Annotated in this window: 15 protein-coding genes; 10 read left to right on the forward strand and 5 right to left on the reverse strand. The window is 73.0% G+C overall.

The window, feature by feature from the left end; translation table 11 throughout:
• Window positions 1-4: 4 nt before the first annotated feature.
• The gene (locus tag JK364_RS17495) at window positions 5-1,066 is read right to left on the reverse strand and encodes a mechanosensitive ion channel family protein (RefSeq protein WP_201852023.1); all 1,062 of its coding nucleotides are present in this window, start codon (window positions 1,064-1,066) and stop codon (window positions 5-7) included.
• 292 nt (window positions 1,067-1,358) lie between these two features.
• Between JK364_RS17495 and JK364_RS17500 the strand changes: the two genes are divergently transcribed.
• Complete coding sequence (locus tag JK364_RS17500) at window positions 1,359-2,567, forward strand: MFS transporter (RefSeq protein ID WP_201852024.1); 1,209 nt, start codon at window positions 1,359-1,361, stop codon at window positions 2,565-2,567.
• Between the two features lie 39 nt (window positions 2,568-2,606).
• Here the strand turns inward: JK364_RS17500 and JK364_RS17505 are convergent, their stop codons facing one another.
• On the reverse strand, window positions 2,607-3,518 hold the full coding sequence (locus JK364_RS17505; RefSeq protein WP_201852025.1) for an endonuclease/exonuclease/phosphatase family protein: 912 nt from the start codon (window positions 3,516-3,518) through the stop codon (window positions 2,607-2,609).
• A 240-nt stretch (window positions 3,519-3,758) separates the two neighbouring features.
• Between JK364_RS17505 and JK364_RS17510 the strand changes: the two genes are divergently transcribed.
• Window positions 3,759-4,766 carry a sulfotransferase gene (locus tag JK364_RS17510; protein WP_201852026.1) on the forward strand — a complete coding sequence of 336 codons (1,008 nt, stop codon included), beginning with the start codon at window positions 3,759-3,761 and terminating at the stop codon, window positions 4,764-4,766.
• 129 nt (window positions 4,767-4,895) lie between these two features.
• Here the strand turns inward: JK364_RS17510 and JK364_RS17515 are convergent, their stop codons facing one another.
• On the reverse strand, window positions 4,896-5,822 hold the full coding sequence (locus tag JK364_RS17515) for a LysR family transcriptional regulator (RefSeq protein WP_201852027.1): 927 nt from the start codon (window positions 5,820-5,822) through the stop codon (window positions 4,896-4,898).
• A 336-nt stretch (window positions 5,823-6,158) separates the two neighbouring features.
• On the opposite strand from JK364_RS17515, the gene JK364_RS17520 reads away from it, so the two are divergent.
• The 6 genes from JK364_RS17520 to JK364_RS17545 are packed head-to-tail and all read left to right on the forward strand — an operon-like array spanning window position 6,159 to window position 13,225.
• A complete protein-coding gene (locus JK364_RS17520; protein WP_230992097.1) occupies window positions 6,159-7,139 on the forward strand; it encodes an aminotransferase class I/II-fold pyridoxal phosphate-dependent enzyme in 981 nt (326 codons plus the stop codon).
• Entirely contained in the window at window positions 7,136-8,164 is a 1,029-nt protein-coding gene (locus JK364_RS17525) for a polyprenyl synthetase family protein (RefSeq protein WP_201852029.1), read from the forward strand. Before JK364_RS17520 ends, JK364_RS17525 begins: the two co-directional genes overlap by 4 nt.
• A 4-nt stretch (window positions 8,165-8,168) precedes the next feature.
• A complete protein-coding gene (locus JK364_RS17530; RefSeq protein WP_201852030.1) occupies window positions 8,169-9,170 on the forward strand; it encodes a UbiA family prenyltransferase in 1,002 nt (333 codons plus the stop codon).
• A 33-nt stretch (window positions 9,171-9,203) separates the two neighbouring features.
• Window positions 9,204-11,048 (forward strand): prenyltransferase/squalene oxidase repeat-containing protein, encoded by a 1,845-nt coding sequence (locus JK364_RS17535; protein ID WP_230992098.1) that lies wholly within the window; start codon window positions 9,204-9,206, stop codon window positions 11,046-11,048.
• Window positions 11,045-12,349 (forward strand): FAD-dependent oxidoreductase, encoded by a 1,305-nt coding sequence (locus JK364_RS17540; protein ID WP_201852031.1) that lies wholly within the window; start codon window positions 11,045-11,047, stop codon window positions 12,347-12,349. Before JK364_RS17535 ends, JK364_RS17540 begins: the two co-directional genes overlap by 4 nt.
• Before the next feature lie 12 nt (window positions 12,350-12,361).
• Complete coding sequence (locus JK364_RS17545; RefSeq protein ID WP_201852032.1) at window positions 12,362-13,225, forward strand: TauD/TfdA dioxygenase family protein; 864 nt, start codon at window positions 12,362-12,364, stop codon at window positions 13,223-13,225.
• A 25-nt stretch (window positions 13,226-13,250) separates the two neighbouring features.
• Here JK364_RS17545 and JK364_RS17550 read toward each other — a convergent pair whose 3' ends face one another.
• Entirely contained in the window at window positions 13,251-14,126 is an 876-nt protein-coding gene (locus JK364_RS17550; protein ID WP_201852033.1) for a lytic polysaccharide monooxygenase auxiliary activity family 9 protein, read from the reverse strand.
• 195 nt (window positions 14,127-14,321) lie between these two features.
• Here JK364_RS17550 and JK364_RS17555 point away from each other — a divergent pair, with 195 nt between their 5' ends.
• Window positions 14,322-14,771, forward strand: a complete 450-nt coding sequence (locus JK364_RS17555; protein WP_201852034.1) for a spore-associated protein A — start codon at window positions 14,322-14,324, stop codon at window positions 14,769-14,771.
• Between the two features lie 127 nt (window positions 14,772-14,898).
• Here the strand turns inward: JK364_RS17555 and JK364_RS17560 are convergent, their stop codons facing one another.
• Window positions 14,899-15,348 carry a nuclear transport factor 2 family protein gene (locus JK364_RS17560; protein ID WP_201852035.1) on the reverse strand — a complete coding sequence of 150 codons (450 nt, stop codon included), beginning with the start codon at window positions 15,346-15,348 and terminating at the stop codon, window positions 14,899-14,901.
• Between the two features lie 324 nt (window positions 15,349-15,672).
• Here JK364_RS17560 and JK364_RS17565 point away from each other — a divergent pair, with 324 nt between their 5' ends.
• Complete coding sequence (locus JK364_RS17565; RefSeq protein ID WP_201852036.1) at window positions 15,673-17,001, forward strand: PucR family transcriptional regulator; 1,329 nt, start codon at window positions 15,673-15,675, stop codon at window positions 16,999-17,001.
• Window positions 17,002-17,166: the final 165 nt, after the last annotated feature.

Consider the following 17,166-nt stretch of genomic DNA (forward strand, 5'->3'; position numbering starts at 1 on the left):
AGCGTCAGATCGCGGGCCGGCCCGACAGCGGCGCCCGGTCCTGGTCGGGCAGCACGAGCGTCCGCGTGGGCAGCGGGATCTCGATGCCCTCGGCGCGGAACCGGCGGTGCAGCTCCTTCATGAACTCATGCTTGATGAGGTACTGGTCGCTGAACTCCAGAGCCCGCAGAAACACCGAGAAGTCGATGCCGGACTCTCCGAAGGTGTGGAAGCGCACACTCGTCTCGTGGTCGACGACCCCGCCCTCGACCCCGGACATCACCTTCCCGGCGACCTCGATGGTCACCCGCTCGACATGGTCCAGATCGCTTCCGTAGCCGACCCTCGCCTGGACCATGACCGACATCTGCTGCTCGGGCTGGTGAAAGTTGGTCATGATGGTGTTGCCCAGCTTGGCGTTCGGGATGATGACGAGGTTGTCCGACAGCTGCCGTACCGCGGTGTTGCGCCAGTTGATGTCGACCACGTACCCCTCCTCCCCGCTGCTGAGCCGGATGTAGTGGCCGGGCTGCACCGTCTTGGAGGCCAGGATGTGCACCCCCGCGAAGAGATTGGCCAGCGTGTCCTGAAGGGCCAGGGCGACCGCCAGACCGCCCACGCCCAGGGCGGTGAGCAGCGGAGCGATCGAGACGCCCAGCGTCTCCAGCAGGATCAGCACACCCATCGCCAGGACGGCGATCCGTGTGATGTTGACGAAGATGGTGGCCGTTCCCGCCACCCCGGAGCGGGACAGCGCCAGCGAGCGCACCATACCGGCCACCACCCGCGCCGCCGTGACCGTGCTGACCAGGATCAGCACGGCCTTCAGCGTCTGATTGACGTCATGGCCGACCGTGGGGGCCAGCGGCAGCGCGGCGGCCGCGGCGGCGACACCGGCGGCCATCGACGCCCACGGGGCCAGGGTGCGCAGCGTGTCGACGATGATGTCGTCACCGCTCCACCGGGTGGCGCGGGCCCGCTCACCCAGCCAGCGCAGCGCCACGCGCAACAGCACACCACCGGCCGCGCCGCAGACCAGCGCCGCTCCGACGACGATGACATCGTGCAAGGTGAGAGCCCGGTTCATCGGCCACCGTCCGCTGTACCGGAAGGCGCGTCAGAAGCGGCCGTGCGGCATGCCGTCGTCGGTGCGGCCTCCGGTCTGGAGTTCTGTGGTCTCACCTTGTCACCTGTTCGTGCCTGGGTTCTACGGGCGGTGCCGGGCGTACATGTGTACGGCTCCGGCGTAAGGTGCCATCCTGCCGCATGCGATGCGGGCCGAATGACGGGATGCGCCCCTACCGCACGTAACCCGCCAGGCAGGGGGCGGCGCGCCACCGCGTTTGACGGACAGGTGTTTTGTGGTGGAATCGGGTCGTATGGATAGCCGCCGCGGTGACGTGGACGACGGGGAGCGGGGATGGCCGTTCCTGGCGGCCGCGTACGCCTTCGTGGTCACGATGTGCGGTACGACGCTGCCCACCCCGCTCTACTCGCTCTACCAGCGGGAGTTCGGCTTCTCCTCGTTCATGGTCACGGTGATCTTCGCCGTGTACGCGGCGGGGGTCATCGTCGCGCTGCTGCTGCTCGGAAGTGTGTCCGACTTCATCGGACGACGGCCCGTCATGCTCGCCGCGCTGGTGCTGTCGGGGCTGAGCGCGATGTGCTTCCTCCTCGCCCAGGGACTGCCGGAGCTGTTCGCGGGCCGCACCCTGTCGGGGCTGTCCGCCGGTCTGGCCACCGGCACCGCCACCGTGACGGTGATCGAGCTCGCGCCCGAGGGTCGGCGCCGTGCCGCCACCCTCCTCGCGACCGGGGCCAACCTGGGCGGGCTCGGGCTCGGCCCGTTGCTGGCGGGGGTGCTGGCGCAGTACGCCCCGGCGCCGCTGAAGCTGGTGTTCGTGGTGGACCTGGTGCTGGTGGCGGTGGGCGCCGCCGTGGTGCTCGCCCTCCCGGAGACCGTACGGACGCGGAGCCGCCCGCCGCTGAGGCCGCAGCGGCTGCGGGTGCCCAGGGAGATGCGCTCGACGTTCGCGGCCGCGGCCATGGCGGGGTTCGCGGGCTTCGCCACGCTGGGCCTGTTCACCTCGGTGTCGCCCACGTTCCTGAGCGAGGTGGAGGGGGAGCGCAATCTCGCGGTCGCCGGTGCCGTGGCGTTCTCCGTGTTCGCCGCCTCGATCGCCGGACAGGCGCTGGGGCGGCGGCTGGGCCCGGGACGTTCGCTGCCCGGGGGATGTGCGGTGCTGGTGGCCGGTATGGCGGCCATCGCCGTCTCGCTCGCGATCGCGTCACTGGAACTGCTGGTGCTGGGGGCTGTCGTCGCCGGGACGGGGCAGGGGCTGTCGTTCCACGCGGCCGTACGGGTGGTGACCGAACGGAGCCCGGCCGACCACCGCGCCGAGGTCACCTCCGCCCTGTTCGTGCTGATGTATCTGGCGATCTCGATTCCGGTGATCGGCGTGGGCGCGCTCACGGTCGTGGTCGGGCTGCGGTCCGCCGGGCTGATCTTCACGGGCTGTGTGGCCCTGCTGGCCGTGGCCACCCTGCTGCGGCTGCGGGCGCTCTCCGCGGAGGGGCCGGGCCGCTGAGGCCCGGCCGCCCTGGCCCGCCGCTGAGGGAGCCCCGCGCTACAGCTCCAGGACCGTCCGCACCGGCAGATGGTCGCTCGGGAACTGGCCGTCCCGCGAGTAGGTGTCGATGACGGCGTGGCGGGTGCGCACACCGGGTGAGGTCAGGATCCAGTCGATCCGGTCGCCGTCCGGGACCAGCGGGCCGAAGCCGTGGAACGTCCCGTACAGCGGGCCGCGCCGCTCGGCGGCATCCCAGGTGTCCACCAGCGTGCCGCCGCCCAGCATGGCGTCGTAGACCGGGTTGCCGTGGGCCGCCACATTGAAGTCACCGGTCACGATGCGGGGGAGCGCGGAGTCCAGACCGCCGAGCCGCTCGGTGATCAGCGCGGCGGAGTGCTCACGGGCGTTCTGGCTGCGGTGGTCCAGATGGGTGTTGAGGGCGTAGAACTCCCTGCCGGTCCGCCGGTCGTGGAAGCGCACCCAGGTGACCATCCGGACCACGGCCCCGCCCCAGGTGTTGGAGCCGATGACATTCGGGGTGTCGGACAGCCAGAAGTGGTCGTACTCGAGGGGTTCGAGCCGCCCGGTGTCGTAGAAGACGGCCATGAACTCGTCCCGGCTGCCCCCCATCCGTCCGGTGCCGATCCACGAGTAGCGCTGCCCGAGGTCGTGGGCGATGTCGCGCAGCTGGCCGTACAGCCCCTCCTGAGTGCCCAGCAGATGGGGCCGGGCCTGCCGCAGCAGCTCCCGCATGACGGGGCGGCGCTGCCCCCAGGAGTTGGGCTCGGCGTCGCTCGCGTAGCGCAGATTGAACGTCATGACGGCCAGCCGGGGACCGTCGGCGGGGGCGATCGGGGTGACGGGGGCGGCCGCGGCCACGTTCTGCGGCTGGGAGGCGAGTGGCAGCGCGACGGCCGCGGCGGCCGCGGCGCGCATACCGTGACGGCGGCTGATCACAGGTGCGGGCATGGCTCCTCCAAGGTCTTGAAGGTGCGGTGACGGCGTCAAGTGTCGGACCCCGCGGTGTGGAGGGCGTGTCCTGCGGTGGCCGTCCGGTGGAACGTACGGTCACACCGAGCCGACCTCAAGTGCGCCGCGGAGAACACCGGTGACGAGGGATCCCACGAGTGACGGAAGTGGCCGGGGGTGCGCGGGGGTGGCGATGGGTAGGGAGGCCGGTAGTCGTCGGAGACGGAAGGGGCACCTGGGGTGACCGTACGGCCGCTGACCTTCGTCGTGGGGACCGGACGATGCGGTTCGACCGCTCTGTCGCGGATCCTGCGGCTGCATCCGGATCTGCTGAGCGTGAGCGAGCTGATCGCCTCGCTGGAGCCGGACGCGCTGCCCGAGGCGCCGCTGACCGGGGCGGAGTTCTGGCGGATCCTCGCCACTCCGCGCTCGTTCGCCAACCGCGTCATCCGCGACGGCATCCCGCTGCCCGAGTACCGGTATCCGCATGTCAAGGGGCGGTTCTCGGTGGCGGACGGTGGCATTCCGGCGGTGTGCATGATGACGCTGCCTCACCTCACCGACGACCCCGACGCGCTGTTCGACGCCCTGGAGCCGGAGCTGTCCCGGCGGCCCGCGGCGCCGGTGGCCGATCACTACCGGGCGCTGTTCGGGCTGATGGGGGAGCGGTTCGGCCGGCGGGCCGTCGTGGAGCGGTCCGGCTATTCGCTGCGCTCGGTGCCCCGGCTGAGGGAGGTCTTCCCCGAGGCCCGGTTCGTCCACCTCCACCGGGACGGCGCCGACTGCGCGCTCTCCATGAGCCGCCACCCCGGATTCCGGCTGATCCAGCTGATGACGGAGCGCGCCACGGGCACCGAGGACCTTCCGGCCGGTCTCGCGGCGCTGCTCAGCGACGACGAGGCCGATCTGCGGCCGCTGTACGAACGGCCGGTATCCGTGGCCGAGTTCGGTGAGCTGTGGTCGAGCACGATCGTCGAGGGGCTGGGGCATCTGTCGCGGCTCCCCGCCGCGATCCGGATGTCCCTGTCGTACGAGGGCCTTCTCGACGCGCCCGAACGCGAGCTCACCCGGCTGGCCCACCACCTCGGGGTGGAACCCCTCCCGGAGTGGCTGGCGGCCGGACGCGCGCTGCTCGACGGCGACCGCCGGGGCACGGCCGCCGCGACCCTGCCGCCCGCCGAACTGACCGCCCTCCGCGAGAGCTGCGCCCCCGGCACCCGGGCCCTGAGCCTGGCCCAGGGTGGGTGAGAGGGGCTTCGAGCCTGCCCCACGGCGGGGGAGAGGGGCTTTGAGCCTGGCCCACGGCGGGGGAGAGGAGGCCACAGCCTGGTGCGCGGCGGATGAGAGGGCCCCGGGCCGGATGCGACAGGCCCGGCGTCAGGCCGTCGCCACCTCGACGGCACCCCCCGACTGCTCGACCGCCACCGCCCGCAGCGCCTCCAGCAGGGCGGCCACCGCGGGTACCCTGGCCGCCTCCGGCCGCAGCAGCGCGCAGACATGGCGCCGGGGCCAGTCGTCCAGCGGGCGCGGCTCGACCCGCGGATCGGGCCGGGGGAGCAGCCCGAGGCCGTCCATCAGGGCGATCCCCACCCCGTCGCCCACCAGGCCGAGGGTCGTCGCCTGGTCATCGGTCGTGGTCACCACCCGGGGCTCGAACCCCGCTTCCGCGCAGCGCCGCAGCAGCCGCTCGCGGTCCCGCTCCAGGATCCACCGCTCCCGCGCCAGATCGGCGAGGCGGACGCTGCCCCGACCCGCGAGCGCATGGCCCCGCGGCAGCAGCACATGGCGGCGGTCGACCAGCAGCGGAATCCGGCGCAGCGGGGTCGCCGCGGGCTCCGCCGCCTCTCCCGGCTCGTCGTCGGCGACGATCGCCAGATCCGTCTCGCCCGCGTCCAGCAGCCGGTACGCGTCATGGGAGGCGGTCTGGCCCAGCTCGACCTCCACCTCGATACGGGAGGCGCCCAGCCGGGCCAGCGCCGCGGGCAGCACGGCGACACAGACGCTCTGCACGGAGGACATCCGCACCCGGCCACGGGTGCGGGCGGCGAGCGCCTCGAACTCGTTCTCCACATCCCGCAGCCCGGCCAGCACTCCCCGGGCGCGCTCGGCGAGTCTGTGGCCCGCGGGCGTGAGCCGCACCCCCCGTCCCGCCTTGACCGTCAGCGGCACGCCCACGGCACGCTCCAGCGCGCGCATGTGGTAGCTGATGGCCGGTTGGGTGTAACCGAGGTGGTCCGCCGCGGCGCTGTACGAGCCGGAGCGACAGACCTCTGCGAGCACGGTGAGCTGGCGAAGTTCGATCACCACCAGAAGATAGAAATCGTTTATCAATTCCCGAAAGACTTTAATTGGACGCGTGATCGATAGGCCGTCAAAATCATGGTGACGGATTACGCCCGTACTCGCCCATTGAACTGACCGATCGGACACGGCCCCACCCGCACTGGCTGACCGTACGGTCATAGCCCGCCCACGACGGTTTCCTTCCCACCGATCCGGCCGGACCGGCAACGGGAACCGGGCGCGGTGACTTTCCTCCCTCCGCCCGAATCCCCCGCTGGAATGGATGGATGGTGCCCGATGCATGATGGCTGGAATCGCATGACTCCGGTGGTCGCGGAGAACAATCCCTTCCATCAGATGTCGCTCAACGAAACCGTTCACCCTCCGCTTCCGGAAGTGGTGGACGCCGTCCTGCGTACCGCGCGGACCGCCCACCGTACCCTGGATGCCCTCGGCGGCGGGCTCTGTCAGGCCCTCGCCGCACATCTGGGAGTGGAGCCGGAGCACGTGCTCGCCGGACCGGGCTCCGGCGCGCTGCTCCAGCAGCTCTTCTCCACCCTCACCGGACCGGACACCGACACGGTGCACGCCTGGCCCTCCTGGGAGGCGTACCCGATGATGGCGGCCAACGCCGGATCCACCACCGTCCGGGTGCCGCTCACCGGATACGACCATGACCTGAAGGCGATGGCCGACGCGGTCACCGACCGCACCCGCATGGTCCTCCTGTGCACCCCCAACAACCCCACCGGCACCGCGCTGGAGCAGGACCGGATCCTTCGCTTCCTGGACCGGCTCCCCGCACACGTCACCGTCGTCATCGACGAGGCGTACCGGGACTTCGCCGACCCCGGCGCCATCGCCGACGGCATCGCCCTGCACCGCGCCGATGAACGGGTCTGTGTGGTACGGACGTTCTCCAAGTCGTACGGGCTGCTCAGCCTCCGGGTCGGCTATCTCGTGGCGCATGAGCCCGTACTCGCCCCGCTCCGCACGATCCTGCCCTTCTACCGGGTGAGCGCCGTGGCGCAGGAGGCCGCCATCGCCGGGCTGGGCGCCCATGAGCGGGTGCTCCGGCAGTGCGCCGAGACCGCCGAGGAGCGCGACCGGCTGCACCGGATCCTGCTCGACCAGGGCTGGGAGGCGCCCGCGAGCCAGGGCAACTTCCTGTGGCTGCCCATGACATCCGGTGTGGAGCGCTTCACCCAGTTCTGCGCGGACCACGGCGTGGTGGTGTGCGGCAAACCGGGCGAGGGGATACGGGTGACCGTCGCCGAGCCCGAGGCCAACCAGGCGTTCGCCGAGCTCGCCGGGAAGTACCGGGAGGCGTCCCGGTGACCCCGCCCGACGTCGCGGTCACCGAGGTGGCCGACCCGCTGGCCGGGGCCGCCCCGACCATGGAGCTCCTGCTGCGCGAGCTCGACCGGCGCTGGCCGCGGGAAGCCGAACGCCTCCACCAGATCTCCCGGTACGCCCTGCTCCCGGCGGGGAAGCTGCTGCGCCCGCTGCTGCTCATGGAGTCGGCCGAGGCGGTGGGCGGCGGCGGCCCGGCCGTCGTTCCGGCCGCGCTGAGCGTGGAGTACCTCCATGTGGGATCCCTCGTCCACGACGACGTCATCGACGGGGACACCATGCGGCGGGGCCGGCCGTCCGTCGTGGCGCGCTACGGCACGACCGACGCCATCGTCACCGGGGACGCCCTGATGCTGGGCATGTTCGGCGTGCTCACCGACGGCGCGGAGGACGCCGGCGGGCTGCCGCCGGGTCGGGTACTCGGGGCGGTGCGGGTCTTCGCCCGGGCGGGCGTCGACCTGTGCCGCGGCCAGGCGATGGAGGGCGAACTCCGCGGGGATCTCGGCTGCGGACTCGACCGGTACCTCACCATGAGCGCCCTGAAGACCGGGGCGCTGTTCCGGGCCGCCTGCCGGGGCGGGGCGATCCTGGGCGGCGGATCCCCCGCCCAGCAGCACGCGCTCACCTCCTACGCCGAACATCTGGGGCTGGCCTTCCAGATGCACGACGACCTGCTGCCGTACACCAGCGACAGCCGCACCACCGGCAAGTCCGCGCTCAGCGACATCGCGGCCGCCCGGCCCACCTTCCCCGTCCTGCTCTGCCACGCCATGGCCGGCGCCCCGGCCCGCGCCCGGCTGGAAGCGGCGCTCGGCGGCGCCCTGCCCGCCGCCGACGCGCTGCGGACGGTGCACGAGCTGCTGGAGACGACCGGCGCGCTCACCGCCGCGCGGGACCGGGCCACGGCCGAGGCCGACCGCGCCAAATCCTGTCTGGAGCCGCTGCCCCGCTCCCGGGCCACCGCCGTACTCGCGGCGGTGGCCGATCTGTCGGTCAGCCGGGACCGGTGACGCCGTGGCGGCCCCACGCACCGCACTCCTGGCCCATCTGCAGACCTGGCGCCCGTACACCCTCTGGTACCCCGGGCTGGTCGGGCTCGCCGGAGCCACGCTCGCCGGGGCGCACCCCACCACGGGGCAGCTGACGGTGGCCTGGGCCGCGCCGACCCTCGGGTGGGTCGCCGGCCACTATCTCGGCGACTACTACGACCGTGACCTCGACGCGCTCAGCAAGCCCCAACGGCCCATTCCCTCGGGGCGGTTGAGCCCACGCGCGGCCGTGGCCACGGGCATCGGCTGCATCGTGGCCGTCGCCGCGCTGGCCTTGTGGGCGAACTGGCGCGCCGTGGCCGTGGCCGCCGCCGCCATGGCGGGCATCGTGGCGTACAGCCGGGTCCTCAAGGGGCGGGACCTGCCGGGCAATCTCATCCGCGGCGTGCTGACCGCGCTCACCGTGCTCTTCGGCGCGATGGCCGTCCAGCCGTGGCCACCATGGCGGGCGCTGCCCTTCGCGCTGGTGTTCCTGGCCCATGACACCGCGTCCAACCTCGTCGGCACCCTCCGCGATGTCGACGGCGACCGCGAGGGCGGCTACGCCACCGTGCCGGTGCGCCGGGGCCTCCGGCGCGCCACCCACACCGCCGCCGCGCTGTATCTGGCCGCCGTGGCCGTGGCCTGCGCCGCCACCGGGCTGGTGCCCAGGGACACGGCCGGGTATCTCGTACTGCTGTCGGCGGCGGCGCTGTGCGGCGCGGGCGCCTTCGGGCTGCTGCTGCGGTCACCGGGGCACCTCGCCCCCGCGCTGGCGCTGCGCGCCCACGCCGTCCTCGTCGCCGAACGTCTGGTGCTGGCCGCGGCGGTGGTGGCCGCGGGCGCCGGAGCGGCACCCGCCCTGGCGCTGCTGACGCCGCTCCTCGCGGTCAGCGTCATCACCCAGAGCCGGATGCGATCCCGCCACGAGTTCCCCGCGCCGCACCTGGCCGACGGCGGGCCCACCCTCCCCGATCCCCGCCCCTGAGACGGCGCGCCACCAGCAGAAGGGTCCGATCGCATGCCCGCTTCCGCCTTGACCGAGAGCGTCGGCACGGCCGTCACCACGGGTGCCGAGGCGCTCCTCGCCCACCGGCGCGACGACGGCGCCTTCGTCTTCGGCGCGCACCACGCCTCCCCGCTGAACACCGCCGGAGCCCTCACCGCACTGCACTTCGCCGACCCCGAGGGCTCGGCGGAGACCATCGAACGCGGTGTCACCTGGCTGTGCGAGACCCAGCGGGACGACGGCGGCTGGGCGATGCGCTCGGTGCCCACCGAGCCCCTCACCACCGCGCTCGCCGCCGCGGCGCTCCAACTGGCCGCGCCCCGCCGGGCGGCGTCGGCCGTACGCGCGGCACGGGCCCGGTTCGAGGAGCTCGGCGGCTCCGCGGCCGTTCCGGAACCCGCGATGACCGCCCTCATCCGCCAGTTCCACACCTTCGCCGGCCTGCCCCACGAGGGCACCCAGCGCCGACTCCCCCTGGAACTGCTGCTCTTCCCCGGCCTCAGCCGCCGCCTGCTGAGCCTGCGGCTGCCGATCTACGCGAGCCAGGCGCTCGCCCAGTCCGCCCACCGCCGCCGCGGCCCGGCCGGCCGCGCCCTGGACCGGCTGGCCCGGCCGAGGGCCCTGGCCATCGTCCGTGACGCGTACGAACGCGAGGGCGCCACCGGCGGGTTCAGCACCGACCCCTGGCTCACCGGACTCATCTGCCTGGGCCTCGCCCGCTCCGGCCAGGCGCCCGACCTGGTGGGCGCCGCCGCCCGCTGGCTCCGCTCGGCGGCCAACCCCGACGGCTCCTGGGATCTGATGCCCCTCGATGTGACCTGGACGAACTTCGCCACCGCCGCGCTGATCGAGGCCGGTAACGCCGACGACCCCCAGCTGATCGGCACCCGCGAGATGCTCCACCGCCACCAGCAGCCCGAGCCGTTCGACGCGCTCGGCTGCCCGGCCGGCTACTGGGGGTTCTCCAGCCCGCGCAGCTGGCCGATGGCCCTGGAGACGGCCGAGTCCAGTGCCATCCTGCTGCGGCTGCCCGGCGGCGCGGACGATCGCCATGTGCGGGCCGGGCTGGCGTGGCTGACCGCCACTCAGGACGCCGCCGGATCCTGGAGCCTCGCCGTACGGAACAGCAAACCCGGTGGCTTCGGGCCCTGCCCCCAGATGACCGCCAAGGTCGTGGGCGCCCTGCTCGACTCCGGGGCCGGCGCCGACGACCCGCGCGTGGTCAGGGCGGTGCGCTGGCTGGTCGGCCGGCAGCGCCCCGACGGCTCGTACGAGGCCATGTGGTACCGCGGCGGCACCCCCGGCACCGCCGCGGCGCTGGAGGCGCTCAGCCGGGCGGGCCGTACCGAGGAACACCACCGGGCGGCGGTCCGGGCCAGGGACTGGCTGCTGCGCACCCGGCACCCGGACGGTTCGTGGAGCACGGGGGAGCGCACCGGGCCGGGCACCCCCCGGCGGGGCACCGTCGAGGAGACCGCCTGGGCGCTGCGCGGGCTGCTCGCCGCCGGGCTGAGCCCCACCGACCCGGCCCTCGCGGCGGCGGCCCGCTGGCTCGTCGACGCCCAGCGGGCGGACGGCGGCTGGACCCCGGCCCCGGTCAACGAGTACGTCCGCGGCTGTGCGCGCTACGCCGACGACGGCATCGCGGCGGGCCTGGCGGTGCGGGCCCTCGCCCACTACCGCTCGGCGGAGGCCGCGGAGGTCGTGGAAGCCACTCGCGGAACCGGCCCTCGTGAAACCGGCACCCGCGGAACCGGCGCCCGGGAGACCGGCACTGGCGGAACCGGCACCCGGGAAACCGGCCCTCGCGGAACCGGCGCCCGGGAGACCGGCACTGGCGAAGGAGGCAGCCGATGAGCCCCGATGTGCTGGTGTGCGGGGCGGGCGTCGGCGGTCTCGCGGCGGCCCGCGCGCTCGGCGGCCTCGGACTGGACGTCCTGGTGGTCGACAAGCAGCCGAGGATCCGCCCGATCGCCAAGGGCGAGGTGCTCCAGCCGGGCGCGCTGCGCCTGCTGCGCTCCTGGGGCGTGGAGAAGCGGCTCGACGCCCAGGGCGCGGTCCGGCTCGGACGGCTGGTCGTCCGCGATCCGCGCGGCACCGCGCTGATGTCCCTCGACTACGGCCAACTGCCCGCCCCCGACCAGTGGTTGCTGGCCCATGACCACACGGCCATCCTCGCCGCCCTGGCCGAGAGCCTCGGGCCGGGTGTGGAACTGCGCCGGGGTGTGCGCGCGGAGGCGCCACTGCGCGACGACTCCGGCCGGATCACCGGACTGCGGCTGGCCGAGGGCGGCAGGGTCCACGAGGAGCGGGCCCCGCTCGTGGTCGCCGCCGACGGCATCTCCTCACGGCTGCGGTCCTGGGCGGGCATCGAGGCCCAACGGGTCGACTACCCGCACCGGCTGGTCTCCTTCGACATCGGTGACGCCGACGCGGCGGCGCGGGCCGACGACTTCTCCGCGTATGTCACCGACCGGGGGCTGCGGCTGCTCTATCCGCTGCCGGGCGGCCGGCTGCGGCTCTACCTCCAGGCCGGGCCCGATGAGCTGCGCGGCGTCACGGCACGCGGGGAGCTGGCCGACTGGGCGGCCGGGGCGCTGTCCCAGGTGCCCGCCCTGGAGCCGCTGACCGCGCCCCTGCTCGCGCATCTCGACAGCCGCCAGACACTGCCCGTCGGACGGCTGCTGTCGCCCCGGCTGGCCGGCCATGGCCTCGCGCTGGTCGGCGAGGCCGCGTACGCCGTCCATCCGATGGCCGCGCAGGGCATGAACACCGCCATCACCAGCGCCGGTGCCCTCGCCGAGCGGCTGTCGGGCCATCTGGAGCGCATGGGCGAGATGTCGGCCGCGGCGGTGGACGGCGCGCTGCGCGACTACCACGACCGGCAGTCGCCCCTGCTCGCCCAGGCGGCCACGACCAGCGGCAACGCGGCGCGGATGGTGACCGATCTGTCGTGGCGCGGCCGGGTCCTGGGCCGCCGGGCCGTCCGTCACACTGGCGCCAACCCCCGGCTGCTGCACACCGTCACCCACAACATGTCGGGCCTCGGCCCGCGCCCGCTGACCCTGCTGGACCGGCTGCAGCAGCTCGGTCTCCTCCCCGATCCGCGCGCCCACCGAGCGCCGGCCGCACCGGCCGGCCGACCGCAACCCATGTGAGGACGGTTTCCCATGCCCACTCCCGAACTGGTCGTGACCCCCGTCTCCGGAGCGCTCGGCGCGGAGATCCGCGGTGTCGATCTGACCGAGCTCACCGACGAACTCTTCGAGCGGATCCATGAGTTGCTGCTCAAGCACCTCGTGGTCTTCTTCCCGGACCAGGAACACCTCACCCCGGAGGCGCATATCGCCCTGGGACGGCGGCTGGGAGAGCTGGAGGTCCATCCGTTCCTGCCGAAGGTCGACGGCCACCCCGAAATCGTCGTGCTGGACGCGGACCAGGGCGCCAAGGCCGACGAGTGGCATATCGACGTCACCTTCCAGCCCAATCCGCCGGTCGCCTCGATCCTCCATCTTCAGGTGTGCCCCGCCTCCGGAGGCGACACCATGTGGAGCAACCAGTACCTGGTCTACGAGACGCTCTCCGAGCCGATGCGCGAACTCCTCGACGGGCTCACCGCCGTCCATGTCCTCAACACCCCGCAGACCGGTGAGCACTCCGCCGAACACCCGGTAGTGCGGATCCACCCCGAGACCGGCAGGCGCTCGCTGTACGTGACGCGCATGTGGACCTCGCACATCCCGCAGCTCAGCCGCCCGGAGAGCGACGCCCTGCTCCAGTACCTCTTCGAGCACTCCGAGTCGCCCCGGTTCAACTGCCGCTACCGCTGGCAGCCCGGCGCCGTCGCGATGTGGGACAACCGCGCCACCCAGCACCTGGCCGTCAACGACTACACCGAGCCGCGCAGGGGGCAGCGGGTGACCGTCCTCGGCGACCAGCCCACCGGCGACACCCCGCGCTGGAAGGAGTACCGGCCCGCGCCCGACGAGCGCTACTACCCGCGCCACGTCACGGCCCGGCACGGCTACCGGTGACGAGCTGTCAGTACGGAAGGGCAGGTCAGCGGCTCGGGCGTCGCCGTCGTACGGTGGCGGCGACACCCGCGCCGAGCACCAGCACGGACGCGCCACCGGCGAGCAGCACCGGAGTGGTGTCGCCGTCACCCTCGTCGGCGGCGGAGGAGGCGGCCCGGGCGGGCGTGGCGGCGGCACGGGAGGGCTCCGTGGGCTCCGTGGCGGACTGAGCCGGCGGGGCGGCGGCCTCGGACGACGGGGCCGCGCCCGAGGAGCCCTTCGCCGGGGCCCTCAACACGACATCGGAGCAGGAGTAGTAGGTGTCCGGGGTGCTGGTGTTCCGCCAGATCGTGTAGAGCAGCTGACGGCCGGTCCGGTCGGCGGGCAGCGTGGCCTTGATGTGGTACGCGTCGTCCACCAGCGCGGGGTCCTTGGCCGTGGCGAACGGCTTCGCCTCCAGATCGGACCACTTCAGCGGCCGCGCCGGGTCGTAGCCCTCCTTGGTGAGATACAGCTCGAAGGTCCCCGTGTGCGGGATGGTCGACCGGTAGGTGAGCGTGAGATCCGCCCCGGCCGACAGCCGCGTCGAAGGCCAGTCGGCGCGCGGCAGGTCCAGACCCCGGTACGCCTCCAGGCCCCCGCTGCACAGCTTTCCGTCCGGGATCCGCTCCCGGTCCTCGCCCGCCACCCCCGCGATCCGCAGATTGTCCCAGTCCGCGGCCTCCGGGCCGTTGGCGGCTCGCGCCGCCCGGCACGCCGCCGACCGCGCCGCGCCCCCGCCCTCGGGGGAGCAGGCGAACGTCCGGCTCACCGGATCGGTCGGTGCCCCGTGCGCCTGTGCGGGCGGAGCGGCCAGCGCCGTGAACAGACAGGGGAGGGCCCCGAGAAGAGCGCCCACGGCGGCGGTGCGGTACGAGATCATCCGGTGCGGCCCTCCGGGTCGGTGCGGCGACGGGCGGCTCGCCCGTCCAGGGGAGTACGGGAAGCCCGGTCCGTGCGTTCAACGGGCCGCCGGAAGCCGCGTCATGACGGCGTACAACCATCCGCCATCTCCATATGTCTCCCTAGGCAGACGCAAACAGCGCCTACGCCCATGAAGAATCATTAAGGGGGACAAATGAATCTTTCTCGCCGTATGGCCGCCACCGCGGTCCTCGCCACCACCGCCATCGCGGGCACCGTGGCCCTGACGCCCCAGGCGTCCGCCGCCGCCACGGCCTCGTACAACGGGGTGTGCGGCAGCGGGTACAAGGTGGTGAACTCGGCGCCCATCGGCTCCAAGGGCACCGTCTTCCTCACCTACAACTCCGCCAAGGGCAAGAACTGCGTGGTCACCGTCCGGAACGCCACGGGCAAGCCGGTTCCCATGTTCGCCTACCTGTACGTTCAGGGCGCCGACGAGTCGGCCGAGGACGGCGGCGCGTACACCTCGTACGCGGGCCCGGTGTACGGCGACGGGCGCGGCAAGTGCGTGGACTGGGCCGGGGGCATCGACAACCAGTCCACCTGGACCTACGGATCGAACTGCGGATCCCTGAAGGCCTACCGCGTGACCAAGGGCTGGTAAGCCCCAAGCCACACGGTCGGCAGAGCCGACGGGGGATCACACGGGGGAGCGGCGGTCACCTCATCGAGGTGGCCGCCGCCATCGTCGTGCGGCGCGAAGTCGTGCGGCGCGGACCGCGCCGGTTGGCTTACGCCTGGCGCTCGGTAAAGGCCACCGCGTGGGTGTCCAGGACGATGTGGAGCTCCGCGAGGCGGTAGGCGGCGCCGTCGGAGCGGACCGTGCAGCGGACCACACCGCTTGCGATCGGGGTCACCTGGCCGTCGGTGATGTTGGTGGTGTACATGTAGGACACCACCGAGATGTCATCGCCGTCGACCCGCTCGATGTGGATGTTCGAGGCGTTGTGGCGCAGCGGGTAGCCGGCCGCCTCGCGGTGCTGCCGCTGCCAGGCGATCACCTGCTCGCGGCCCCGGTTGTCGGAGGCGATGAACTCCTCGTACGGGGATGTGCCGGTGTCCGAGCGGGAGGTGATGTGGACGTCCTCGGTCAGCAGCTCGGGCCAGACGTCGAACTGCCCCTCGTCGAAGGCGAACCACCAGCGGTGGATCAGCTCATGGACCGCCAGACGATCGAGCATGCGGAACTCTCCCCCCGAGGATTCAAGTGATCGACAGCATATCGATCGCCCGGGTGCTCACCGCCACCGGACTGCCTTCTGGACGACGGGCTGCGCCGGGCGCTCGGGGTTCGGCGGCCTCCGGCGCCGGTCCGCGCCGCGACCCACTCCGCGCTGCGGCTTCGGGCCGTCGTCGGGCGGGCGCGCGGAAGAATTCGCGGAAGGCACCGACCCACCGGTATGCCAATGGTGCAATAGCCATGCAGGCTCTGGTATCAAACCTGGCCGTGGCCTCACGCTGCCGCGTTGAGCTGCGCATTGCCCGTCACAGGTGGAGGAACGCCCATGCACCCAGTCACCGGCTCCCGCGCTTCCGTCCCCGCCATGGGCCGCGCCCCCCGCCCGTCCGCCGACCGGGTCCGGACGCCGCCCCGGATGCCCGCCGCCCGTCCGCCGATCCGGTCGCGGGCCGACGGCGAGACCGTGGCGCTGCTGCACCGCGCCGCCCGGGTGCTCATCGAGGAGGTACCACGGCTGACGGACCGTATCGTCGCGCTGATGAAGGAGCGGGAGCCCGCCTACCGTTCCACCGTCGTGGACCCGCACGAGGTGTGGCGGGAGGTGCACGACTCGCTCAGCCACAATGTGCGCTCGCTGGTGCACCCCAAGGAGACGCGCGAATCGGCCCGGTCCTGCGCGTGGCGGATCGGCACCGACCGCGCCGCCCAGGGCTTTCCGCTGGACGCGCTGTTGCACGCGTACCGCATCGGCTGCACCGTCGTCTGGGAGCAGCTCCTGGAGACCGCCTCGAAGGAGGACCCGCTCGGCGCCCAGTCGCTGGTCCATGTCGCCGCCGATGTGTGGAACTTCGTCGACGAGCACTGCACCCTCGTCGCCACCGCGTACCAGGAGGTCGAGCGGCAGCTCTCCTGGCACCGGGAGAACCGCTACCGGATCATCGTCGCCGCCCTGCTCGACGGCACCGCCCGGGTGAGCGACTTCCCCGAGGCGGAGCAGGTCCTCGGCCTGCCCGAGCAGGGGCGTTACGCGGTCGTGGCGCTGGAGGACGCCGACGCACCCTGCCGGACGCCGCACTCCGTCAAGGCGGGCGACGGACTCCGTACGGTCTGGCATACGGCGGAGGGCGCCGCCCACGCCATCGTGCTGCTCGGCCAGGGTGATGGCGCCGGTGTCAGCGAGGGCGACACCGGCACGGAGCGGCTGGTGCGCGGGCTGGAGGTGCCGCCCGGCGCACGGGCCGGGGTCAGCCCCGCCGTGACCGGCCTCGCCGCGATCAGCACGGCCCGCCGGCTCGCCGATACGGCGCTGCGCACCCGCCCGGCCGCCGGGTCGGCGGCGCTGCTGGAGGAGCGCTATCCGGAGGCGCTGGTGGTGTCCTCCCCGGACCTCGGCACCGCGCTCGCCGAGCGGATGCTCGGACCGGTCCTGGCCCTGGAGTCCGCCGACCGGGAGCTGCTGCTGACGACGCTGGCCGCCTGGCTGGAGGCCGGAGGATCGGCGCGCCGCGCGGGCGGGCTGCTGTTCTGCCACCGCAACACGGTGCTCAACCGGCTGCGCCGCTACGAGCAGTTGACCGGGCGTTCGCTGGACCACCCGCGCGAGGTCATGGAGTTGTCGCTCGCGCTGTCCGCGCACCGGCTGCTGACGCCCTGAGATCCACCCGTCCGCCTGAGCCGATGTGGGCGTGCACAACGGCCCCGCGCCGATCATGTGCGCCCGTCACACGGTCCGCCGGTTGGGCTGTACGCGACCCTTCTGACCTGCTGTCGTGGCGTTTCCGTCCCGGCGACCCGGGACGGAAGCCGCACAAGGAGCCGC

This window comes from Streptomyces endocoffeicus (assembly GCF_016741935.1).
GTDB lineage: Bacteria > Actinomycetota > Actinomycetes > Streptomycetales > Streptomycetaceae > Streptomyces > Streptomyces endocoffeicus.